The organism is Streptomyces sp. NPDC001890, assembly GCF_042891445.1.
Classification (GTDB): domain Bacteria; phylum Actinomycetota; class Actinomycetes; order Streptomycetales; family Streptomycetaceae; genus Streptomyces.
This window is the reverse complement of record NZ_JBIATE010000023.1, coordinates 63,072-85,736: the sequence shown is the minus strand read 5'-3', so window position 1 is coordinate 85,736 and position 22,665 is coordinate 63,072. Positions and strand designations below refer to the sequence as shown.

Genomic DNA, 22,665 nt, shown 5'->3' with positions numbered 1-22,665 from the left:
GGAAAGACATGTCCGAAAGACATGGCTGCGGCGCTGCCACAGCTGTCACGGTTGTCACAACGGATCCTTGCCCAGTCACATTCGGCTGTCAATATCCTTCGCATCGCTGCTGGGCGGCGCAGCGCCAGGCGGCCTCGCCGAGTGCCCGGCTGCGCGGGTCGGCGCCGACGTGGGACTGGTCCTGCACGGTGGTGTATCCGAAGGCGAGCGCGTGATCGGGATCGGCGAAGGCGACCGATCCGCCCATGCCGTAGTGGCCGAAGCAGGACGTGTCGAGTCCGCCCATGGGGCGCGTGGGGTCGGGCAGCATGAATCCCGTCGCGTAGCGGCGGAAGTAGCCCACCACCCGGTCGGTTCCCCGTGCCTGCTCGGCCGCGGCGGAACGCGTGGCGTCGTCGGGCAGCAGCCGGATCCCGTCCACCTCGCCGACGCACGACGCGTAGAGCCTCGCGAGGGAGCGCGCGTTCGAGACGCCGTTGGCGGCGGGGACCTCGGCGGACAGATACGGTCCGGTGTGCTCCACGGCGAAGATGTCCGGGTTGAGCAGCGCCTTGTGGGCGAACGACTCCGGATCCGCCAGGGCCTCGCGCAGCGCCTTCGCCCGGGGGTCGTCCCGCAGTTCCGCCGAGGGCGGCGGGGCGGGAAGGGTCTCGACCAGGCGCGGACGCACCTCGTGCGGCAGCCCGATCCAGAGATCCAGTCCGAGCGGTCCGGCCAGTTCCCGCCGCACCAGCTCGCCCACGGTCCGTCCCGTCAGGCGGCGCAGTACCTCGCCGGTCAGCCAGCCGTACGTCAGGTCGTGATAGCCGTGGGCCGTGCCCGGCTCCCAGTTGGGCCGCTGGGCTGCGACGGCCTCGACCGCCGGGGTCCGGGCGAGGACGTCCTCCACCGTCAGCCGGCGGTCCAGCGAGGTGACTCCCGCCTGGTGGGTGAACAGCCAGCGGATCGGGATACGGCCCTTGCCCTCCTGGGCGAACTCCGGCCACACCTCGGCGACGGGCAGGTCGAAGTCCAGTTCCCCGCGGTGCGCGAGGACATGGGCGAGCACCGCGATGACGCCCTTGGAGGCGGACCGGATGACCTGCACCGCGTCCGGCCGGAAGCGTCCCCCGACCAGGTCCACCACGGGGATCCCCCGGTGATAGACGCAGACGGCGGCACCGGTGTCGCCCCGCTCGCGCAGGTTCGCGCGGAACGCGTCCGCCACGGCCTCGAACCCCTTCGCGACGAAGCCTACGCAGCTGTCGTCGCTGCCTGCGCAGCCTCGCGGGGACGGCATGACCGTCTCCCCGCTCCGATCCGTCCTCACTTTGCGGTCACCTCCGTGGTGTTTTCGACGTCGAGAGAAATGGAGCGCGTCCGCACGGCCCAGCCCACCACCGGGACCATGGCGAATCCGGCGACGGCGAAGACGGCCCCGAGCACGATCCATCCCGCCGCTCCCCAGCCGAGGACGAGCGGCAGCAGGACGGAGGGCGCGATCATCTGCGCGAGCGGAAAGCTCGTGTTGAACAGCCCCTGGTACTGGCCCTGTTTGCCGTCCGGCGCCAGGTCCAGGCTGAACACCCACCCCGCGGCCGACTGCAGCATCTCCGCGTACACGTGCAGCACCGCACCGACCAGCAGGACCACCGAGGCGAGCAGTGCCGACCGGCCGGCCGAGGCGGCGAAGACCGCGCACACCACGAACAGGACCAGACCGGACCGACGCCACCACAGCAGTGCCGAGTCCAAGGTGCCGATCCGTCTGCTCACCCGCACCTGGAAGAGGACGACTCCCACGGTGTTCAACACCAGTAGTGCCGCGACCATGAACCGGGGAGCCTGTGTGTGCTGGGCCAGCCAGAGCGGAATGGCGATCTCCAGGACCTGGGCCTGGAGCAGCATGACCACGTTGAGAAGCGTGACCAGGATGTAGGGACGGTCCCGGAGCACGGGCAGCCGGTTGCCGGGAACGGCCTTCCCCGTACGCCCCTCGGGCTCCGGCAGCCTGCTCAGGATCGCACCGCACAACAGCAGGCACACGGTGTTGAGGGCGATGACGCCCAGGTACACCGGCCGCGTGTGCACGGCGAGCGCGATGCCGGCGATGCCGGTGCCCAGCGCCATGCCGATGTTGGAGATGGACCGCAGATAGGCCCGGGTCGTCACGGCCTCGTTGGTGATCACGGTGGCGAGCAGCGCTTCACGGGCCGTGCTGCCGCCCCGCTCGGTCACCGTGAACAGGCAGGTGACCAGCATCAGCGAGACGAAGGAGTCCACACACAGGTAGAGCAGGCAGGTGAGCCCGCTGAGCGCGGACAGGACGACGGCCGTCCTGCGCGGTCCGACCTGATCGGCGAGATGGCCGAACGGCACGCCGACCAGCAGGCCGATCAGCCCCGCGGTGGTCAGAGCGGCGCCCACCTCCACCGTCTCCAGGCCGACGACCCTGGTGAGGTAGACGATCAGGCACGTCACCAGGGCGCCGCGTCCCGCCGCGTTGAGGGCGTACCCCACGGACAGCAGGCGGGCCTCTCGCGACGGGGGCAGCAGCCGGTGCAGCGCACGCCGTGCGAGCGCCGCGGGGCGTCGGGGACCGGCGACGCCGTCGCCCCGCCCCCTCATGAGCGACCGCCCGTCCGGGCCAGCAGCTCGGCGATGTCCTTCTGCCCCGCGGGGTCCAGACACTTCACATACGCGTACCTCATCGACTGGCGGCAGCCGCGCGAACGCTTCGTGGCCTCCTGTTCGATGGTGTAGTCGATCAGGCGTACCCCGCGGGCCAGGGCCTCCTCGATCATCCGGTAGAAGGAGATCTCGAAGTAGAGCGGCAGTCCGTCGAGACGGTCGTAGTCGAAGCCGATCTCCCGCACGTAGAACTCGTCCCGCCACTGCAGGAAGGCCAGGGTCCCGATGGGATCCCCCTGCGCGTCACGGGCCACCAACAGTTCGTTCCTGCCGGGCAGCGCCCGCATGGAGACGTCGTGGCCGTGCTGGGTCTCGCTCTCGGTCACGTCCCAGCCGTAGCGGCGGGAGTTGGCGGCACCCTGGGCCGCGATGATCCGGGAGTTCGTCCCGTCCATCCTCTCCACGTCGATCCGCACTCCGGCCTCGTGGATCCTGCGCCGCTCCTTGCGGTACGACTTCCTCGACTGTTTGCTGAAGCGGCCCAGGTACTCCTCGAAGTCGGTGAAGTCGATGTCGAGCACGGATGATCTGCCGTTCTCGAACTCGGCGAATCCGGCCTCCCGCAGCGCGCTGCGGAAGCCGGTGTCCTCGCCGTCCACGTACAGGGCGCACACCGAGCGCAGTCCGCGCTGCCGGGCGATCTCCTCGGCCCGCGCCAGGAGGGCGCGCGTGTCGTCGGCCGCCTCCTCGCCGCGGGCGTCGGCGTGGGTGAGCACCCTGCTGTGCCCGATGGTCCGGCCACCGCAGTTGAGGGCGGGGACCAGCAGGTCCCGCAGCAAGTCCGCGGGGACGTCCGCCTCGGGCTCGGCCTTTCGGCAGGCGTTGACGACACGGTGGTCGACGCGGTTGAACGGGCTGGCACCGAGGCCCATCTCGTGGACGGTCATGCCCGCGCGCAGCCGGCCGTCGGCCCGGCGCTGGAGATAGCCCCAGGAAGCGCTGCCCATGAGCTCCACGTGGCCGAGCCAACTGCTGGAGGAGTAGAAGTCGTTGCGGCCGAGCAGGGTGTCCCACTCGGTCTCGGGGAGTTCGGCGGCGCTGTTCAGCACCGCCTCTGCCAGGGCGTCCATGGTCTTCCTGTCGTGTGAGGTGCCGACGGCCGTCAGAGCGCGTTGATCACGCCGTACGCCCGGCGCAGGCGGCGATGACGGGTGCGCTCGACGAAGGGCGTGCGGCCGTGCACGAAGCGGAAGTTGTCCCAGAGGAGGATCTGTCCTCGTTCGATCATGACCGGCGTCCGCAGCTCCGGTGTGCGGATCAGCTCGTCCCACATGTCGAGCGCCGCGGTGAGCTTCTCGTCGACCGCACCGCCCCGCCGCGCGTAGCCCTGCTCGATGTAGCGGCGCAGGTAGCGGATCCGCGGGCGGTGCGTGGACCGGTCGACGATCTCGTGCACGATCACGGGGTCCTGGTCGCCGTCGCCCGAGTGGAACGGGTGCGGGCTCCGCAGGAGGTCGAGGAGTTCCGGTGCGCTGTACGCCATCCGGTCGACCAGCGCGTGCCCGTCGACCAGGACGGTCTCGCCTCCCTCGTCCGCGGTGGACAGTCCGGCCAGCATCGCCACGTGCGGCGAGACGTCGAGGAGCGTTCCGTCGGTGTGGAACCCGCCGGTGCGGTTGGACGACGAGTAGTGGCTCGACGCCAGGGAAGGCGCGCCACTGACCTCGACCGGGTAGATCAGCTCGCCGGTGCGGTACTGGGGCACCGGCCGGCACAGCACGGTGAACAGATTCCAGGTGGCGCTGCACAGCCCGGCGTCGTCGAGACCGTCGAGCCCGGTGTCGACGACGAGCCGGCCGGAACCTTCGCGCAGCTCTCGCACGATGTCGGCGCGGGCCGTGCGCAGGGCGTCCGGGATGTCGCCGATGGCGTCCGACGGCCAGGCGTCCAGGGGCTGGTCCGCGGGGATCGAACGGGTCGTCAGAGCCTTGTGGGTCTGCTCGGGAAGGCGGTAGGTGATCACGAAGACCTCTCAGATCGCGAGGGAACGGTGGAGAACGGAAGAGAGCGGGAAGGGGGCCGGATGTCAGTCGGTGAGCGGCCAGGTGTCGAACTCGCCCCGGGCGGTGCGCAGGACATCGCGTTCAATGAGCACGTCCAGGTCGGGATGGTCGCGGGACTGCCGCTCCCGCACCGCCCGCGCGTGCAGGCGGAGTACGTCGTCCGGCAGGGGCATGGCGCCGGTCTCGGCGAACCGCACCGCACCCGTGCAGTCGCGCACCGACATCGTCCGGCCCGCGTTCCACTGGTTCGGTGAGTACGGCACGTCCAGGAGCCCGCGTTCGACGGCGAGCGCGACCCGCTCACCGAGGCCGGACCCGTCCAGGGCGAGGATCGCGTCGAGCACGGCGTGCGACTCGCGGACGATCAGGTCCTCCTCGAAGTCGGCCTCGGCGGGCACCGGCGGCACGTCGGGGCCCTCCAGGGCGGACTTGACCAGCAGCAGGCCGTCCGCGTTGTGGGCGGCGGACGGAATGCGTGAGGACTCCACGGCCGTCTTCAGCATCAGCCGGGTGGCCCCGCTCAGCCTGGCGGTGGCGGCCGAACCGTGCAGCAGGGCACGGGACTTCTCCTCGTCCTCGGGGAAGGCCGCCATGTACTGGTGGAAGACGGTGTGCACCGCCACGTCGTCATGGCCGTGGCGGTCGAGGTAGTGCCGCCCGATCCGGCGAAGGGCCCGGATCGCCCCGATGTCCTGGGCCCGGTTGCCCTGTTCCGCGTAGCCGAGGGAGACCGACTTCACGCCCTGTTCGGCCGCCAGCAGGGCCTCCAGGACGCAGGCCACCACGGCGATGCAGGCCGGCACCATGGCCGCGGTGAGCACACCGAAGAACTCCCGGTCCATGACGATGCCGAATCGTTCGTGGTACAGGCCGGTCAGCCGGTCCACGTAGGCCCAGCGGGGAACGGAGTGCCGGGGCGAGTAGTCGCGGTAGTAGGGAAGGTTGTAGGTGAGCGCGCCGCCCTCGTAGGCGGTCACTCCCGAGGCGTACGTGATCTCGGCCAGCAGCCGGGGGTCCCGGGTGGAGTGCCGCACCTGGAAGGGCGTGCCGGGGAACCGCGCCGTGATGCTGCGCCCGGCGGGGATGCCGTGGTTGACGAGCGGGAAGCCGTTGAGTCCGTGGAAGCTGTCCAGCTGGGCGTCGGCCTCCTTGAGCAGCAGCTCCACCCGGTCGTGCAGGTTGTTGCGGGTGAGGGAGTCGATCTGGAAGGACAGTACGTCCGCGCCCGCCTCGTGCAGCACGCGGAAGAGCTCGGTCTGCTCGGCGACGCCCGCGACTCCGGTGCGCGGGTGGACGAGGACGCGCCCGTCCCGCTCGGCCCGGTCCTGGACGGCGGCCAGGCCGGCGCGGGCGGCGCAGGCCGTGGCGTTGTCCTCCAGGTTCAGTGCCTGGTGCCCCGTGGGCCACTGGGCGAGCACCCCTTCACGCTGTACATCGAAGGAGCCCGGCTCGGCGAGGGGCAGGGGCACGGCTGTGCGCCGGGGGCGGTCGGGCCGGCCCGCTCCGGACGAGCGGCCGGGGCCGGTGGTGCCGCGCGGTGCCGGCCGGACCGCGTCGCGGGCGGCCAGGTCCTCGTCGAGGCAGGACACCACGTGCAGCGGGTCGACGTAGCCGAGGAAGACGCGCTGGAAGCCCAGGGCGTGCAGTTCGTCCACGGCGGCCGGCTCGTCGGTCAGGGACGGGTTGCCTCCGAGATACCAGACGCTGTCCTCGGCCCCGTGCAGGGACTGCAGGGCGCGCAGATCGCGCAGGTAGTAGGCGGCGTGGCCGTCCATGTTGGAGACGAGGACGGCGTCCGCCCCACGGACACGTACGCACAGCTCGTCCGGGGTGTTCTGGGTGGACAGGAAGTCGACGGTGAAGCCGGCTCGTTCGAGAGCACGGCGCAGGGTGATGAGGCCGACGGAGTGGGAGTCACCGCCCACGCCGCCCAGCACAATGGTGCGACCGCTGCGGTCAGTCACGAGGGACGCCCTTTCAGGACGGGGTTCGACGGAGTGATCGGTCACAGTTCTTCGAGGGCTGCGCGCAGTTCGGCGACGTACTCGTCCGCCCAGCCGGCCACCTGCTGCTCCGTGAAACGGTGCTGGTGGTACCAGAAGTTGAAGCGCGGCTCGTCCTGCCAGATGTCGATGATCAGGAAGAGTCCGGCGATCTCCACGAGCTTGGGCGCGTCGAGGCCCGTGAGCTCCTGCTCGCTGAGCGGCGCCAGGCATTCGAGCACCTCGACGCGGACGTCGTCGGAGATCTCCTCGCGCGTGTAGTTGTTGAACATGATGAACGGGTCGGTGTAGTAGGTGTCCTCGGGGAGTCCGGTGAAGGGCTCCACGTGGCGCACCAGGTCGGCCGGCGGGTAGGCGCAACGCCCGTTGACGGCGGCGACGACGCGGCTCCACTGCCCGGCGATGTCCGCCACCCCGTTGCCCGCGGTGCGCACGGAGACCGGGAAGGGCGCGACGAACGGGCCCACCGTGCGGGCGAAGGACTCGTCGGGCCGTCCGGTGACGATGGTGCCGAGGGTCACCGCGTCCCGGCCCACGATCCGGCTGACCAGCCGTGCGTAGACGGCCGCCATCAGCGAGAACGGCGAGACTCCGGTCCGTCCTGCGGCCGTGACGAGGTCCTGCCACAGCGCCCTGTCCACCTCGGGGGTGATCCGGACGGAGTCGTGGCCCCGGGTGACGGCGAGGTCGTCCGGGACGCCGGTCGTGCCGTCCGCGTCGGGCAGCACCGTCGGGCCGGGGCTGTCGGTGTAGAGGCCGCTGAAGAACGCCCGGTCCTCCCGGACGGGGCCGGCCAGGTAGCGGGACTGCCAGGCGATGTAGTCGGCGTACCGGGGCGCGGGCCGGTCGAAGGCGGGCCGGCCCCCGAGCGCCGCGAGGTACGCGGTGCGCAGGTCGTCCGTGAACACGGACACCGAGACCCCGTCGAACTCCAGGTGCTGGAGGCAGAGCACGACCAGGAAGGAACTGTCGGACAGTTCCAGGCAGTTCACGGTCCACGGCACCCGCACGGCCGGGTCCGGCATGTGGGTCCGCAGCCGCTCGGCATGCCGGGTCACCTCGGCGGCCCGCTCCCGGGAGGTCAGCCTCCGCAGATCGGTGAAGAGTTCGTCGTCGTCGGGCAGCACCTCGTCCAGGGGTACGACGATCGCCTTGCCGCCCTCGAAGCGCCAGCGCAGCACGTCGTGGCGATCGGCGACGGCGGTGAGCGCGCCGCGCAGCGCGCCGCGGTCCAGGCCGGTGCTGAAGAGAATGGGCACCAGCAGGCGCCCGTACTCGACGGACAGCAGCTTCAGCCAGCGGGACTGCTGGAGCGAGATGTCGTGGATCTCTCCCGGCGGCGCCTCGGCCGGGGAGGCCGGTGAGGCCGGAGCGACGCTCGGCGCCGGCGTGCTCGGGGCACCCGCATCCGTGCCGGCGCGGGCGTAGCCGAGCCCGGCCAGATGAGTGACCAGCCTGCGGAGTGTGGCGTGCCGGAAGCAGAGGTCGGCGGGGAGCGGCTGGGCCAGGCCGCGTTGGAGGCCGTTGCGGATCTGGATCGAGGACAGCGAGTCCAGTCCGTAGTCGACCAGGGGGCGGTCCGGGTCCACGTCCACGCCTACGCCGAGGACCCGCTCCAGCTGGCGCGAGACCTCCTGCTCCAGCAGGTGCTGCCGCTCCTCGGGAGTGGCGTCCGCGAGCCGTCCGGCCAGTGTGACGCCGGGGGCCGCGGCAGCGGGCGCCGGGCTGCCGGGCGTGCCGGACACCTCCGAGAAGAAGCCCTGGCCGGTGAGGTTGAGGTGCTCCAGAAAGGCCGGCCAGTCCACCGGGGCGACCACGATCCGCGGCTCCCCGGCCCCCAGCACCCGGTCGATCAGGGCAGCACCGCTGCGCCGGTCGATGCCGCCCATACCGATCCGCGCGAGCTTGCCCAGGGTCTCGGGGTGACCGGCCAGGAAGCCGACGTCGGACCAGGCGCCCCAGTTGACGGTGGTGGCGGGCAGTCCGGCGGTACGGCGGTGGTGGGCGAGCGCGTCCAGGCAGGCGTTGGCGGCCGCGTGGTTGGCCTGGCCGGAATTTCCGATGAGGCCGGTGGTGGAGGAGAACAGGACGAACAGGTCCAGCGGGTCGCCGCGTTCGGCCGTGATCCGGTGCAGATGCACGGCGCCGTCCGCCTTGGGGGCGAGGACGGTCTCGAACCGCGACCAGTCCAGCTGCCCCAGGGTGGCGTCGTCCAGGACGCCCGCCGCGTGCACGATGCCGCGCAGCGGACGCTCCGTGGTGGCGGCCCGGGCGAGCGCCCGGCGCACCTGCGCCTCGTCGGACACGTCCGCCTGGACGGTCTCGACCTCGTGGCCCCGCTCGCGCAGGGCGGCGATCACCGACCGGGTGCCGTCGTCGGGGCCGCCGCGCCCGAGCAGGACGATCCGTCCGGCGCCCGCGGCGGCCAGCCGTTCGGCCGCGAGCAGTCCGATTCCGCGCAGTCCGCCGGTGACCAGGTAGGTGCCGTCCGCGACGGGCGTGCGGACGGCGGTGGCCCCGGCTTCGGGGTGGGCGACCAGGCGCGGCACCGACCACTCCCCGCCGCGGACGGCGAGCTCGGTCTCGTCGGGGGAAATCGTGAGCGCGTGCAGCAGCGCGGCCGTGTCGTCGGCCGGTCCGGCGGACGGATCCAGGTCGACCCTCGTGCAGGGCCGGTCGGGGTGTTCGATCGTGGCCACCCGGGCCATGCCCCACAGGGCGGCCGGGCCGACCCCGGCCTCGGTCACCCGGCCGTCGGCGGCCTGGGTCCCCCGCGTCACCAGCAGCGTCCGGACGGGCTGCTGCCCGCTCCTGGCGGCCAGCGCCTGGAAGAGGTGCAGGGTGCCCGCGCCGACCGAGGCGGCAGGGCGGTCCGCGTCCAGTGGCAGGAGGTCGAGCACGACCTGGGGCTGTTGGGGCAGCGAGTCGAGGTAGCGCTCGACCGAGGCGCGGGAGTCGAAGCCCACCTGGTCGGCGGTGGCCACGTCGACCCGGCAGCCGGCCTGCCGGAGCCGCTCGGCCAGGGCGTCGGCAAGCCCGGCGGGACCGCCGTACAAGAGGTACGTGCCGGTCGGCGCCGGGGCGCGGGTGTCGGGTGCGGGCCGCCATACCGTGTGGTGGAGCCACTGCCGCCAGGCCGGTCCGGCGGCCTCGTGGTCGGGGCGTTCGTCGCGCGCCAGTGCGTCGATCCAGTGACGCCGGCGCTGGAAGGGGTAGGTGGGCAGGTGGACGCGGCGTGTGTCACCCGGGTTCAGGGCCTCCCAGTTCACCTCGGCGCCTCGTTCGTAGAGGGCGCCGAGGCTCGTCAGGATCAGCGTGCGGTCGTCGTGTCCCCGCCGCAGCGAAGGCAGCCAGAGCACGGGACTGTCCGGCACGGCCGAGGCGGCGATGCCGGTCAGTACGGGGGCTGCGCCCATCTCGACCGCGGCGTCGACGCCGAGTTCCGTGAGGGTTGTCAGCCCGTCCAGGAACCGCACGGGTTCGCGCAGGTGGCGGCGCCAGTACCGGGGGTCGGTGGCCTCCTCGCCCACCGGGGTCCCGGTCAGGTTGGAGATGAGGGTGAGCCGGGGCGGGCTGAGCCGGATGCCGCGCACCACGTCCTCGAAGTCGTCGAGCACCGGGTCCATCAGCGCGCAGTGACCGGCGCGGCTGATGCGGAGCTCCTTCACCTCCAGCTGCTGTCCGCGCAGGTGCTCGGCGGCGGCCCGGACCAGGTCGGCGCGGCCCGATATCACCGTGTTCGCGGGGCCGTTGACCGCGGCCACCGCGACCTCGTCGTGCCCTTCCAGCAGTGCGCGTACGGTGGCTTCGCCGGCCATGACGGCGGCCATGGAGCCGTTCGCCGCGAGGGTCTGCAGCAGCCGGCCGCGTTCGGCGACGAGCCGCAGGCCGTCCTCCAGGGAGAAGACCCCGGCGGCCCAGGCCGCCGCGTACTCGCCGAGGCTGTGCCCCATCATCACGTCCGGGTGGATGCCCCAGGACTCCCAGAGCCGGAGCAGCGCGGTCTGGACGGCGAAGACGAGCGGCTGGGTGTGCTCGATCCGGCTGATCTCGCCGTCGCCCTCGGTGGTGTAGAGGTACTCGGCCACGGTGGTACCGAGATGGCCGCGCAGGACGGGGTCGCAGGCGTCGAGGGCGTCCCTGAACACGGGTTCCGTACGGTAGAGGCCGCGCGCCATCCCCAGGTACTCACCGCCCTGCCCGCTGAACAGCGCCGCGACGCGCGGCGCTGCGGAAGCGGCGGCTGCTTCGGGGCCGTCCTGGGTGAGGCGGGTGAGGGGAGCGACGGCCTCGGCGGCGCCCGCGGCGATGATCGCGGCGCGGTGCGGGAAGTGCCGTCGTCCCAGGGCGGCGGTGGCGACGAGATCGGCGAACGGGGCCTCGGTGCCGGCGGCGAGCATGTCGCGGTAGCGTCCGGCGAGTTGGCCCAGGGCCTCGGGGGTGGCGGCGCTCAGCGGCAGCAGCCGGGCGACGGGGGTATCGGTCCCGACGTCGGGCTCCGCCGTGTCCGGCGCCTCTTCGAGGACGACGTGCGCGTTGGCCCCGCCGAGCCCGAAGGCACTGACCCCCGCACGCCGGGGGACACCGGGGAGTGCCTCCCACTCACGGGTCTCGGTCACCACGTGGAACGGTGTTTCGTCGAACCCGATCCGCGGGTTGGGCCGCCTGTAGTTCAGCGAAGCCGGGATCCGCCCGTGCCGCAGCGCCAGCACGGTCTTGATCAATCCGGCCATGCCCGCGGCCCAGCCCAGGTGCCCCACATTCGTCTTCACCGAACCGATGGCACACCGGTGCTCGCCGGGAACGGTCTCGAACGCCTCGGCCAGCGCGGCGACCTCGATGGGGTCCCCCAGCGTGGTGGCCGTCCCGTGCGCCTCGACGTAGCCGACCGTTGCCGGGTCGACGTCGGCCACCGTCAGCGCATCGCGGATCACCTGCGCCTGGCCCCCGACGCTGGGCGCGGTGTAACCCGCCTTCCGCCCGCCGTCGTTGTTGATCGCTGAGCCCTTGATCACCGCGTATACGTCGTCGCCGTCGGCCAGGGCCTCCCGCAACGGCTTCAGCAGCACCACCCCCGCGCCGCTGCCGAACACCGTGCCGGCCGCGTCCGCGTCGAAGGCACGGCAGTGGCCGTCCGGCGAGAACACCATGCCCGGCTCGTACGCGTACGCCTCGATCTGCGGCACCGGAATGCTGGCCGCACCCGCCAGCGCCGTGTCGCACTCGCCGTTCAGCAGCGCCTGGCACGCCAGGTGCACCGCGTACAACGACGTCGCACACGCCGCCTGCACGGCGACCGCGGGGCCGGTCAGATCCAGCTTGTACGACACCCGCGAGGCGAGGTAGTCACGGTCCGCGGCCACCGCCAGCTGCAGATCCGCCATCGAATCGAGGAAGTTGGCGTCCGTCCGCGATCCCCTCCGCGGATACGCGTGGTTGATCAGATACGTGCTGAGGCCGGAGCCGCCGAAGACGCCGACCGGTCCCTGGAGCCCCGAGGGCCGGTATCCGGCGTCCTCGACCGCCTCCCAGGCACATTCCAGGAACGCGCGGTGCTGCGGATCCAGCAACTCCGCCTCACGCGCGCTGTATCCGAAGAACGCCGCGTCGAAGTCCTCGATCCCCTTCAGCACCGCCCCGGCGCGTACCCGTTCCTCGCCCGGGGCGTCCCCCGCGCCGGGTGCCACTTCCACCGACTCGACCCCCTCCACGAGGTTCTGCCAGAAGCGGGCGGGGTCGGGCGCACCGGGAAATCTGCACGCCACGCCGATGACGGCGATGTCCTCGGGCCGCACCTCGGCGTCGGAGCCGGTGCCGGGTCCCGGCATGGTCGGCAGGGTCTCGTTCATGCGCTGGTGTCCTTCCTCGGGACATACGTCCGGCGGGCGGGCCGCTCGCGCCGGGTGCGGCGGGCGGCCGGCTGCCGACGGGCCGGTTCGGCCGCGGCGCCGTCCAGGTACACGGCCAGGGAACGGATGGTGGGGTTGTCGAAGAGCGCGACCAGCGGGAGGGCGCGCCCGGCGAGTTCGGGCAGCGCGGTGAGCCGGCTGTGAAGCAGGTTGATGAGGAGCGAGTTGCCACCGAGGTCGAAGAAGTTGTCGTCGACGCCGACCTCGTCCAGCTGGAGGGTCTCCCGCCAGACCACCGCGATGCGCTGCTGGAGGCCGGGGGCCGGCGCCGCCATCGCGACGGCCAGCGCGGGCCGGGCCGTGGACGGGGCGGGCAGCGCGGCCCGGTCCACCTTTCCGCTGGGGGTGAGCGGCAGACGGCCCACCGCGACGTACACGGCCGGCACCATGAACTCGGGGAGCTGTGCGGTGAGATGGCGGTGCCACTTCGGGGCGAGCCGCAGGGTCACCGGCTCGGGCGCGCCGTACTCGGCGGCGCCCGGCGCCGGTACGACGTAGGCGACCAGCTGCTGCTGACCGGCCTGGTCGGGGCGGGTGACCACGCAGCACTCGCCGACGTCGCGGTGGGTGGACAGGGCCAGTTCCACCTCGCCCGCCTCGACCCGGTGACCACGGATCTTGACCTGGCGGTCGCTGCGGCCGAGGTACTCCAGGGCCCCGTCCGGCAGTTGCCGGACCAGATCGCCGGTGCGGTAGCGACGGGTGCCGTCGTCCAGCTGTGCGAAGCGTTCGGCGGTGAGGTCGGTGCGGCCGAGATAGCCCTCGGCCACGCAGCCGCCTCCCAGGTGGAGTTCGCCCGGTTCGCCGTCCGCCACAGGGCGGCCCTCCGGGTCGAGGATCCAGGTGCGCACGTGCGGGAGAGGGGTACCGATGGGCGGGAGCGCGGGCCATGTGTCCGGTGGCCCGTCCAGGACGTGTGCGGTGACGACGTGGGTCTCGGTGGGCCCGTAGTGGTTGTGCAGGCGGCTTCCGGGCAGTGTGCGCAGCCACGCGGTCACCGCCTCGGTGACCTGGAGCTGCTCGCCCGCGCAGACGATGTCGCGCAGCGGCGGCCGGGCATCGCGGTGCAGGCCGCTCCGGGCGATCTGGTGCAGGGCCGCGGCGGGCAGGAAGAGGCGGTCGACCCGGTGCTCGGCCAGCAGGGCCAGCAGTCGTTCCGGGTCGCGCCGGACGTCCTCGGGGACCAGGACGAGGGTGCCGCCGGCGCACAGCGTGGAGAAGATCTCCTGGAAGGAGACGTCGAAGCCGACCGGGGCGAACTGGGCGGACACCCGACCCTGTTGGGATCCGTCGCGATCCGTGTGCCAGTCGATGAGGCGGGCCAGCGGTCCGTGCGGCATCGCCACGCCCTTGGGGCGGCCGGTGGAGCCGGAGGTGTAGAGGATGTACGCCAGGTCCTCGTCGGAGACGGCGGGCAGCGGCGCGTGCGGGGCTTCGGCGGCGATGTCCGGCGCGGGTTCGTCCAGACGCATCAGGTGCTCGATGGCGTCCACTTCACCGAGCGCGGGGACGGTGGTGGCGGTGGCGCGGTCGCAGAGGACGACGGCGGCGCCGGAATCCTCCAGCATGTGCCGCAGCCGCCGGCCCGGGTAGCCGGAGTCGAGGGGCAGGTAGGGGCGGCCCGCCAGCAGGGTCCCCAGGATCGCCACCACCAGGAGCGGCGTGCGCTCCAGGCAGAGGGCGACGGGGAGCCTGCGGGGACCGTGGAGTCTGGCCGCGAGCGCCCTGGCGGCGTCGAGGAGTTCACCGTAGGTGAGCCTGCCGCCGTCGGCGACGACGGCGACGGCCTGTGGGGTGCGGGCGGCCTGTTGGACGAATGCCTCGGTCACGGGAAGTGTCACGGGTGATCGCTTCTCTCCAGGAGCAGGGTTTCACTCAACGGGGTTCCGAAGTGCCGGGCGGCGACGGCCCAGCCGGGGCGCGACCGGGGCTCGACGTGCTCGTACAGCAGGCGCCCCATCAGGACGGGGCGACGGATCAGGACCCGGACACCGGGGGGTGCTGTGCGGTGGACGCGGTCCATGAGCCGGCCCTTGCCGAGCAGCCCATTGGCCACGACCACCAGGTCGTACGGGGCGAAGTCGACGGCGTCCGCGTCCTCGTGGACCACGCGCACCTCGGGTTCGGGCGCGCAGAACCGCTCGACGAGGGCGGCGGCCAGGGTCGCGGTGTCCTCGTCCCGGTCGACCCCGACGGCACGCCGGCGGACCAGGCCGCTGGCCTGGAGCGCCATGAGCGTCTCCGGGTAGGGGCCGCAGCCGAGGACCGCGCACTGTTCCACGGACCGGCCGCGCAGGAGCTCCAGCTCGCCACGGATACCCCGGTAGCCCTCGACCGCGAGCATGGAGGTGCCGTCGAGCCCGGTGCGGCCGGTCTCGGCCAGAGCCTGTCGGCTGGTCCGGGCCTCGTCGTGGCTCAGCCGCTCCGCCCAGCGGGCCGCCAGGACCTTCCGCAGCGGGTGGTACTGGGGTGCGGCCTCGACCGACCGGATGACGGCGGCGTCCGTCGTGGTCCGGCAGAACTCCCACAGGCGCTGCACGGCCGGTGCCGTCGCGGCCTCCTCCAGGGCCTCCCGCAGCTCCACCAGCTCCGCGAGGGCCCGGTCCACGGCCGTGGAGCCGGGCCGGGCTGTAACAAGCTCACTCCACAACATGAGCGAATCAAATAGAGAGTCACGGCGATTAGTCAAGCTATAAGATGAGCCGCACCCATCGCAGTCAAGCCAAGCACACCAGCTTGAGCTGGGCTGATGCCAGATCGTCGCAGATTCCGAAATCCCTGGACCTCGCACCTTGCGAGAGAGGTTAAGCCGTGACGAAGAAGATGCTAGTCAAGCCAAGCAGTCACTCCTTGCGGGATGTGGAGATACCGGTGATGGAGGCGTGCGGCCAACGGGCCGGGCCGGTCGTCACGTTGTTCGCGGGGGTCCACGGCTGCGAGTACGCGCCGATGGCGGCGCTGCGGTCCTTCATGCTCGGGCTCGACACCGAGCAGTTGTCCGGGACGGTGCGAGCGGTACTGACGGCCAACCCCACGGCGTTCCGCGAACGCACGCCGTTCCTCACTCCGGACGACGGCAAGAACCTCAACCGCTGCTTCCCCGGCAGCCCGGACGGCTCCCACTCCGAACAACTGGCCGCGTTCCTCTTCGACGAGTTCGTCCGGGGCAGCGACGCCCTGATCGACCTGCACGCCGGGGACCTGGTCGAGGCGCTGAGCCCGTTCACCCTGCACGACGCGTCCCCGGTCGCCGACCAGGCACGGGAGCTCGCCACCGCCTACGGCCTGCCGCTGGCCATCCGTCAGCAGCGGGCCGGGGCTGCCGTCTCCGGTTCCACGTGCGGCGCCGCCGCCGACGCCGGCATCCCCGCGATCATCGCCGAAGCGGGCGGCTGCGGCCTGGTCACCCCGGAGACCCTCGCCGCGCACACGGCGGGGCTGTCCCGCGTCCTGGACCACCTGGGGATGCGGCGGACGAAGCAGCCGGCCCCCGCCGGTCCCGAGGTGCGGCACATGACCCGGTTCGTCTGGCTGACCAGCCCGGTCCCCGGCTGGTGGCAGCCGGCCGTGGCCCCCGGCGCGGAGGTCACGGCCGGCTGCCGCCTCGGCGCGGTACTCGATCCCTTCGGAAAGGAGCTGGCGGAGATCACCGCTCCGGAGGACGGAGTCCTCGTGTTCCTCACCACCAGCCCGGCCATGGCCGCGAACGGCCTGCTGCTCGCGCTGGCCGGCGGCGAAGAGATCCCGTGACGGTCGACGTGCGACAGCCTGCCGGCCACCCCCGAGAACCCGGCAGGGGCCCCGGCCCCGGCCCCCTGTCCGAACCGCCCCCACCCCTCAGGAGCACCTCCGTGCCGCAGCACACCTCGAACGCCCCCAGCACCGCAGCCGTCCTCCGGATCGTCGCCGACGTGCTCGACGTCCCCGAGCTCACCGCCGACGCCAACTTCTACGACTACGGCGGCAGTTCCCTGCAGGCCATGCGTGTCTGCGCCCGCCTCGGCAAGGACTTGGGCGTCCGGGCCGCACCGGAAGCCCTCTTCGAGACAGACACCCTCGGCGACTTCGCCGCCGCCCTGGGCGCCTGAGTCCGCCCCGCCCCCCTTCTCCGGCCGTCCAGGAGAGCCCCCATGCGCCCTCGTCCCATACACGCCGCCGTGGCCGAACAGGCCCGAACACGCCCCGCCGCCCCCGCCCTCGTCCTCGGCTCCGAGCACGTCGACTACGCGACGCTCGACGCCGCGTCCGACGTCTACGCCCAGGAACTCACCGCCGCGGGCGTCCGCCCCGGCACCGTGGTCCCCGTCCTGCTCCCCCGCTCCCCTCTCCTGGTGGCCGTCCTGCTCTCCGTACTCAAGTGCGGCGCGGCCTACGCCGCCCTGGACCACCGCTGGCCCCAGGAGCGCGTCACCCTGGTGACCGACGCACTGCGCTCTCCCGTCCTGGTCACGGACCGGTCCGCCCCGGGCTCGTGGACCCCGCCCGTCGAGTCACTGGCACAGGCGGCCGCCCGCCGCACCGCGGCGCCCCTGACCGACATCGGCTCCGACGCTCCCGCCACGGTCTTCTTCACCTCCGGGACCACCGGAACCCCCAAGGGCGTGCTCTCCCCGCACCGTGCCACCACCCGCCTGTTCGGTGGCCCCGGAGCCTTCGCCGACTTCGGCCCCGGCCGGGTCGTCCTGCAGGCCGCCCCACCGGCCTGGGACGCGTTCAGCCTGGAGCTGTGGGGCCCGCTGACCAGCGGGGGCTGCTGCGTCATCGCACCCGGCGACTACCTGCTGCCCGACGCCCTCGCGGACCTGGTCGCCGAATCGGGTGTGGACACGGTCTGGCTGACGTCCTCCCTGCTCAACCTGTTCGTGGACGAGGACGACCCGCGTCGCCCCTGCTTCGCGGGCATCCGCCAGGTCCTGACCGGCGGCGAGCGCCTCTCGCCCGACCATGTCGCGCGGTTCCTGGCCCGGTACCCGGACGCCGTCCTGACCAACGGGTACGGCCCCGTGGAGAACTGTGTGTTCGCCACCACCCGCCGCGTCACCGCGGCGGACTGCGCCCGGCCCGGCGGGGTCCCGATCGGGACCCCCGTCCCCGGCACCGCCGTCCATGTTCTCGACGGCGACCGACCGGCCGCCCCTGACGAGCCGGGGGAGATCTGCCTGTCGGGGCACGGTCTGGCCGACGGCTACCTCGGTGCCCCCGAGGCCACCGCCACGGCCTTCCCCACCGTCGTGCTCGACGGCGACCCGGTCCGGGTGTACCGCACCGGCGACCTGGGGCGGCTGGACGCCGACGGCGTTCTGCATTTCCTCGGCCGGGCCGACCGCCAGGTGAAGATCTCCGGGCACCGCATCGAGCCTGCCGAGATCGAGACCGCCGCCCGCCGCATCCCCGGCGTCCGCGAGGCCGCTGTCGTGGCGGTTCCCGCCAGGAGCGGCGCGTACGAGGCATACGAGCGGCTCGCGATGTTCTACACCGCCGAGGAGGGCGACGACCCGGACCCGGCCGCCGTCCGCCGGACGCTGGCCTCCCGCCTGCCCGCCCACATGGTGCCGCGCACCGTCCGGCGCCGGGCCGCCCTGCCCACCACGGCCAACGGAAAGCTCGACCACCGCTCCCTGATCGCCTCGCTCTGACCCACCGCCCGGCACCCGGCCCGCGCCGGACCCCCACGGGTGGGCTCGGTGCCGATGTGCACGTGTTCCGTTCCCGCCCGGAGAGGCCGGCCCCATGAACCCCACCTATCCCATGTCCTTCGAGCAGGAGTCGATCTGGCTCAACGACCAGTTCCAGGAAGGCGCCTCGCGCTACCTGGAGTCCTGGACGTACCGCCTGCGCGGCGCGCCGATCGTGCCCGATGCCGTCCAGGTGGCCCTGGACGGCATCGTGATCCGCCACGAGGCGCTGCGTACCCGGCTCCATCTGGTCGACGGCGAACCCCGGCAGACCGTCCTGGCCCCCTCCCCCGTCGACTTCACCGTGCGCGCCGTCACCCCCGTGGAGCTGCCCGGCGCGCTGACCGAGGCGGCCGGCCGACCGGTCGTCCTGGACCGTCCGCCGCTGTTGCGGGCGACGCTGCTGAGGGTGGCCGGGGACGACGCCGTACTGGTCGTGGCCGTCCACCACGCGGTGATCGACGGCTGGTGCTGGAGCCTGCTGGACACCGAGTTCAGCGCGCTCTACCGAGCCGCGCTGACCGGCTCGGAAGCGGACCTGCCGGCGATCCCGCTGCAGTTCGGCCCCTACGCCGAGCAGCGGCGGGCGCCGGCCGAGTCCTCCCTGGAGTACTGGCGCCAGGCCCTGGCCGGGGCCCCGCAGGAGTCGTCGTTCCCCACCGACCGCCCCCGGCCCGTGGTGAGCGGTCCCCGCGGCGACCGGGTGGAGTTCCTCCTCGACGCGGAGCTCGGCACGGGGGTGCGCCGTCTGGCCCGTGAGGTCAGGGCCACCCCGTTCGCCGTCCTGTCGGCCGCCGTCGCCGCCCTCGTGTCGCACGCGTCGGGACAGCAGGACGTGGTCATCGGGACCCCGGTCTCCCGTCGGGACGACGAGGCGCTGGCGCCGATGATCGCCTGCCTGTCCGATGTCATGCCGCTGCGTCAACACCTCTCGCCCCAGGACTCCTTTGCCGAATCGGTGCGCGGCACCAGGACGGCGGTCTGGGGCGCCGTGGCGCACCGCGACGTCCCCCATTCCCACCTGGTCCGCGATCTGAAGGCCGAGCGCTCACCCGGCCGGTTCCCCTTGTTCCAGGTGGTCTTCGGGCTCGATGACGCTCCTGCTCCGGCCCTGGATCTGCCGGGTGTCGCCGCCGAGCGGATGTACGTGCACGCGGGGACGGCCAAGTACGACGTCTTCCTGCACATGGTCCCCGAGGGGGGTGGCTTCCGCGGCTACTGGGAGTTCTCCACCGACCTGTACGACCGTTCCACGGCCGAGCGGCTCACCCAGCGGTTCGCGGTGCTGCTGCGGGCCGTCGTGGCCGAACCCCATCGCCCGCTGGCCGAGCTCGACCTCCTGTCCCCTTCCGACCACGCGCTGCTCGACGAATGGGGGCACGGCAATACCCCCGCGGCCGGCCTGCCGCTCGCGCACGAGGCGGCCGCCGCCCAGGCCCTGCGCACACCCGACGCCCTCGCGGTGGTGCACGGCGAGCGATCGCTGACTTACGCGCAGCTGGACGCGGCGGCCGCGGCGGTAGCCGCGCGCCTGGTGGCCGACGGTGCCGCCGCGCAGCCCGTCGGCGTCTGTCTGCGCCGCTCCCCCGAGCTCGCCGTCGCCGTCCTCGGTGTCCTGAAGGCGGGGGGCTGTTGTCTGCCGATCGACCCCGACTACCCGGCCGACCGCATCGCGTACATGGCCGCTGACAGCGGCATCCGGACCGTACTGACGCAGCGCGGCCTCACCGGTGTGGTCCCGGGCGTCCGTGCACTGGCCGTGGACGAGCCCGGCTCTCCGGTCCCGGGTGCGCAGGCCCCCGCTCCGTCCCCCGACGACCTGGGCTACCTGATCTATACCTCCGGTTCCACCGGGCGCCCCAAGGGCGTGGCCATGCCGCACCGCGCCCTGGCCAACCTGATCGCCTGGCAGGGTGCCCGGTCCGGGGCCGGCCCGGGGACGCGCACCCTGCAGTTCGCCGCGCTCAGCTTCGACGTGGCGTTCCAGGAGCTCTTCAGCACCTGGGCCACCGGCGGCACCCTGGTCATGGTCGACGAGGACGCGCGCCGCGACCCCGCCCGCCTGCTCGACCTCCTAGCCGCCGAGCGCGTGGAGCGGTTGTTCCTGCCGTTCGTCGCCCTCCAGCAGCTCGCCCAGTACGCCTGTGCCACCGACCGGCACCTGCCCGGGCTGCGCGAGGTGATCACCGCCGGGGAGCAGCTGCACGCGACCCCCGCCCTGCGGAGGTTCTTCCGGGACCATGCTCCCGGGGCCGTGCTGGAGAACCAGTACGGCCCGTCGGAGACCCACGTCGTCACCGCCGAACGGCTGGAGAACGACCCGGAGGGCTGGCCCGGCCTGCCACCCGTCGGACGCCCGATCGCCGGGACCGGCATCCGGCTGCTCGACGAGGGGCTGCGGCCCGTCCCGGTCGGCTCGGTGGGCGAGCTCTGCGTGACCGGCGACGCCCTGGCCGTCGGCTACCTCGGGCGCCCGGAGCCGACATCGCGGAGTTTCCCCACCGTGGCGGGCACACGGCTGTACCGCACGGGCGACCTCGCCCGGTACCTGCCGGACGGCCGGATCCAGTACCTGGGACGACGGGACGGCCAGGTCAAGATCCGCGGACACCGGGTGGAGACCGGCGAGGTGGAGTCGGCGCTGCAGGCGCTCCCCCAGGTCACCGACGCCACCGTGGTCGCCCAGGAGTCGTCCTTCGGCGACCGCCGTCTGGTGGGCTACTACCTCGGTGCGGCCGAGCCCGACACCTTGCGCCGGGCGCTCGCCGAACGACTCCCCTCGTACCTGGTGCCCGCTGTTCTCGTGGCTCTGGACGCCTTCCCGCGCACCCCGAGCGGCAAGCTCGACCGGGCCGCGCTGCCCCGTCCCGAGCAGCTGGACGCGGCACCCACGAGCACCTTCGTCGCCCCGGCCACCCTCACCGAGCAGCGCGTCGCCGCGGTCTGGGCCGAGCTGCTCGGTCTCTCCCGGATCGGTACCCGCGACGACTTCTTCGCCCTGGGCGGCCACTCCCTGCTGGCCACCCGGCTCGTGCTGAGGCTTCGGCAGGAGTTCGGCACCGAGGTACCGCTCAGCGCGGTCACCGGGAACCCGACGGTGTGCGGGCTCGCGGCCCTCATCGATGGCGCCGGCGGGGCCGGGCAGCTCGACCTGGGCGCCGAGATCGCGCTGCCCGCGGACATCGTCCCGGCCGGGGAGGTGGTCACCGTGGTGCCGGATCCGGCGCACGTCCTGCTCACCGGGGCCACCGGCTTTCTGGGCGCCTTCACCGCGTACGCGCTGCTGGGGCGGACCGACGCCACCGTGCACTGCCTGGTGCGCGGGGCGGACCGGGAGGAGGCGGGCAAGCGGCTGCGGTCCGTCCTGGACGGATACGGGCTGTGGGACGCGCGCTGCGAGCGGCGGGTGTCCGTGATCCACGGCGACCTCGCCGAGCCGCTGCTCGGCCTGTCCGAGGGGGACTTCGACGCTCTGGCGAGGACCGTCGACGCGGTCTACCACGTGGGGGCCGCGGTCAACCTGATCTCACCGTACGGGCAGCTCAAGGCCGCCACGGTCGACGGGACGACGGAGATCCTGCGGCTGGCCGCGCGACACCGCACCGTGCCGGTGCACCACGTCTCCACCGTGGGCGTCTACGCGGGCACGGCGGACCACCCCATCGGCCCCGAGCACCCGACCGGCCCCCCGGAGGCGCTGGAACACGGGTACACCCAGAGCAAGTGGGTGGCCGAGGGACTGGTCGAGGTGGCGCGGGCGCGGGGCCTGCCGGTCTCGATGTACCGGCCGACCCGCATCACGGGACACAGCCGGACCGGCGCCTGCCAACTGGGCGACTACTTCTGGCTGCTGCTCAAGGGCTGTGTCCAGGCGCAAGCCGCCCCCGCGGGGGTGGACACCGCCTTCGACCTCGCCCCGGTCGACCATGTCGCCGACGCGCTGGTCGCGCTGTCCTGTCGCGGCGCCGCCGCGGGCCGGACGTTCCATCTGGCCTCCGGGCGCCTCGTCCGCCTGGAGACTGCTCTGAACTGGCTGCGGGCGCGGGGCTACGACTTGCCGGAGGTCGAGCCGCGGGCCTGGCTGGAGCGGATCGGCGCGGACTCCGGAAACGCCGCGTTCCCCCTGCTGGGCACACTGACGGCGGAGATCACCGAGGGCGGGTCCGAAGGCGGCCTGGTATTCGATCCCGGTGCCGCGAACGATTCGCTCGCCGGAACCGGGGTGGTCCGCCCCGAGGTGGACGAGACGCTCTTCGGCACCGGTGTCGACTACTTCGTCCAGCTGGGCTGGCTGCCCGAGCCGTAGACGCATCACAGTGACTGTCGAACTTGACATCAATCACCCTTCAGCTGTCACACGGCGTGTCGATCCGAAGTCACCTTCCAGGTCGACCCACAGGGCAAT

12 protein-coding genes are annotated in these 22,665 nt (G+C 72.6%); 4 read left to right on the top strand and 8 right to left on the bottom strand.

Going from position 1 to position 22,665, the window contains the following annotated elements; translation table 11 throughout:
* Positions 1-88: 88 nt before the first annotated feature.
* The 8 genes from ACFYY1_RS34785 to ACFYY1_RS34750 form a co-directional block, all read right to left on the bottom strand.
* Complete coding sequence (locus ACFYY1_RS34785; RefSeq protein ID WP_388592697.1) at positions 89-1,279, bottom strand: serine hydrolase domain-containing protein; 1,191 nt, start codon at positions 1,277-1,279, stop codon at positions 89-91.
* A 26-nt stretch (positions 1,280-1,305) separates the two neighbouring features.
* A complete protein-coding gene (locus tag ACFYY1_RS34780) occupies positions 1,306-2,607 on the bottom strand; it encodes an MFS transporter (RefSeq protein ID WP_388592695.1) in 1,302 nt (433 codons plus the stop codon).
* On the bottom strand, positions 2,604-3,740 hold the full coding sequence (locus ACFYY1_RS34775) for a GNAT family N-acetyltransferase (protein WP_388592693.1): 1,137 nt from the start codon (positions 3,738-3,740) through the stop codon (positions 2,604-2,606). The genes ACFYY1_RS34780 and ACFYY1_RS34775 overlap by 4 nt, the downstream gene beginning before the upstream one ends.
* 32 nt (positions 3,741-3,772) lie before the next feature.
* The gene (locus ACFYY1_RS34770; protein ID WP_388592690.1) at positions 3,773-4,633 is read right to left on the bottom strand and encodes a TauD/TfdA family dioxygenase; all 861 of its coding nucleotides are present in this window, start codon (positions 4,631-4,633) and stop codon (positions 3,773-3,775) included.
* A gap of 63 nt (positions 4,634-4,696) precedes the next feature.
* Positions 4,697-6,637 (bottom strand): hypothetical protein, encoded by a 1,941-nt coding sequence (locus tag ACFYY1_RS34765; RefSeq protein ID WP_388592688.1) that lies wholly within the window; start codon positions 6,635-6,637, stop codon positions 4,697-4,699.
* A gap of 41 nt (positions 6,638-6,678) precedes the next feature.
* Entirely contained in the window at positions 6,679-12,525 is a 5,847-nt protein-coding gene (locus ACFYY1_RS34760) for an SDR family NAD(P)-dependent oxidoreductase (protein WP_388592685.1), read from the bottom strand.
* The gene (locus ACFYY1_RS34755) at positions 12,522-14,426 is read right to left on the bottom strand and encodes an amino acid adenylation domain-containing protein (protein WP_388592683.1); all 1,905 of its coding nucleotides are present in this window, start codon (positions 14,424-14,426) and stop codon (positions 12,522-12,524) included. The genes ACFYY1_RS34760 and ACFYY1_RS34755 overlap by 4 nt, the downstream gene beginning before the upstream one ends.
* Positions 14,423-15,238: a hypothetical protein gene (locus tag ACFYY1_RS34750; RefSeq protein ID WP_388592680.1), complete on the bottom strand. Its 816-nt coding sequence runs from the start codon at positions 15,236-15,238 to the stop codon at positions 14,423-14,425. The genes ACFYY1_RS34755 and ACFYY1_RS34750 overlap by 4 nt, the downstream gene beginning before the upstream one ends.
* A gap of 206 nt (positions 15,239-15,444) precedes the next feature.
* Between ACFYY1_RS34750 and ACFYY1_RS34745 the strand changes: the two genes are divergently transcribed.
* The 4 genes from ACFYY1_RS34745 to ACFYY1_RS34730 all read left to right on the top strand — a co-directional run bounded on the left by ACFYY1_RS34745 (position 15,445) and on the right by ACFYY1_RS34730 (position 22,566).
* A complete protein-coding gene (locus tag ACFYY1_RS34745) occupies positions 15,445-16,335 on the top strand; it encodes a succinylglutamate desuccinylase/aspartoacylase family protein (RefSeq protein ID WP_388592734.1) in 891 nt (296 codons plus the stop codon).
* Between the two features lie 101 nt (positions 16,336-16,436).
* Positions 16,437-16,673 (top strand): acyl carrier protein, encoded by a 237-nt coding sequence (locus ACFYY1_RS34740; RefSeq protein WP_388592679.1) that lies wholly within the window; start codon positions 16,437-16,439, stop codon positions 16,671-16,673.
* A gap of 42 nt (positions 16,674-16,715) precedes the next feature.
* Positions 16,716-18,221: an amino acid adenylation domain-containing protein gene (locus ACFYY1_RS34735; protein ID WP_388592676.1), complete on the top strand. Its 1,506-nt coding sequence runs from the start codon at positions 16,716-16,718 to the stop codon at positions 18,219-18,221.
* 94 nt (positions 18,222-18,315) lie between these two features.
* Positions 18,316-22,566 (top strand): amino acid adenylation domain-containing protein, encoded by a 4,251-nt coding sequence (locus ACFYY1_RS34730; RefSeq protein WP_388592674.1) that lies wholly within the window; start codon positions 18,316-18,318, stop codon positions 22,564-22,566.
* Positions 22,567-22,665: the final 99 nt, after the last annotated feature.

Bases quoted from the DNA above. Each gene is read 5' to 3' on its own strand.
- ACFYY1_RS34785 (WP_388592697.1), bottom strand. From the start codon at position 1,279: ATGCCGTCCCCGCGAGGCTGCGCAGGCAGCGACGACAGCTGCGTAGGC.
- ACFYY1_RS34780 (WP_388592695.1), bottom strand. From the start codon at position 2,607: ATGAGGGGGCGGGGCGACGGCGTCGCCGGTCCCCGACGCCCCGCGGCG.
- ACFYY1_RS34775 (WP_388592693.1), bottom strand. From the start codon at position 3,740: ATGGACGCCCTGGCAGAGGCGGTGCTGAACAGCGCCGCCGAACTCCCC.
- ACFYY1_RS34760 (WP_388592685.1), bottom strand. From the start codon at position 12,525: ATGAACGAGACCCTGCCGACCATGCCGGGACCCGGCACCGGCTCCGAC.
- ACFYY1_RS34750 (WP_388592680.1), bottom strand. From the start codon at position 15,238: ATGTTGTGGAGTGAGCTTGTTACAGCCCGGCCCGGCTCCACGGCCGTG.
- ACFYY1_RS34735 (WP_388592676.1), top strand. From the start codon at position 16,716: ATGCGCCCTCGTCCCATACACGCCGCCGTGGCCGAACAGGCCCGAACA.
- ACFYY1_RS34730 (WP_388592674.1), top strand. From the start codon at position 18,316: ATGAACCCCACCTATCCCATGTCCTTCGAGCAGGAGTCGATCTGGCTC.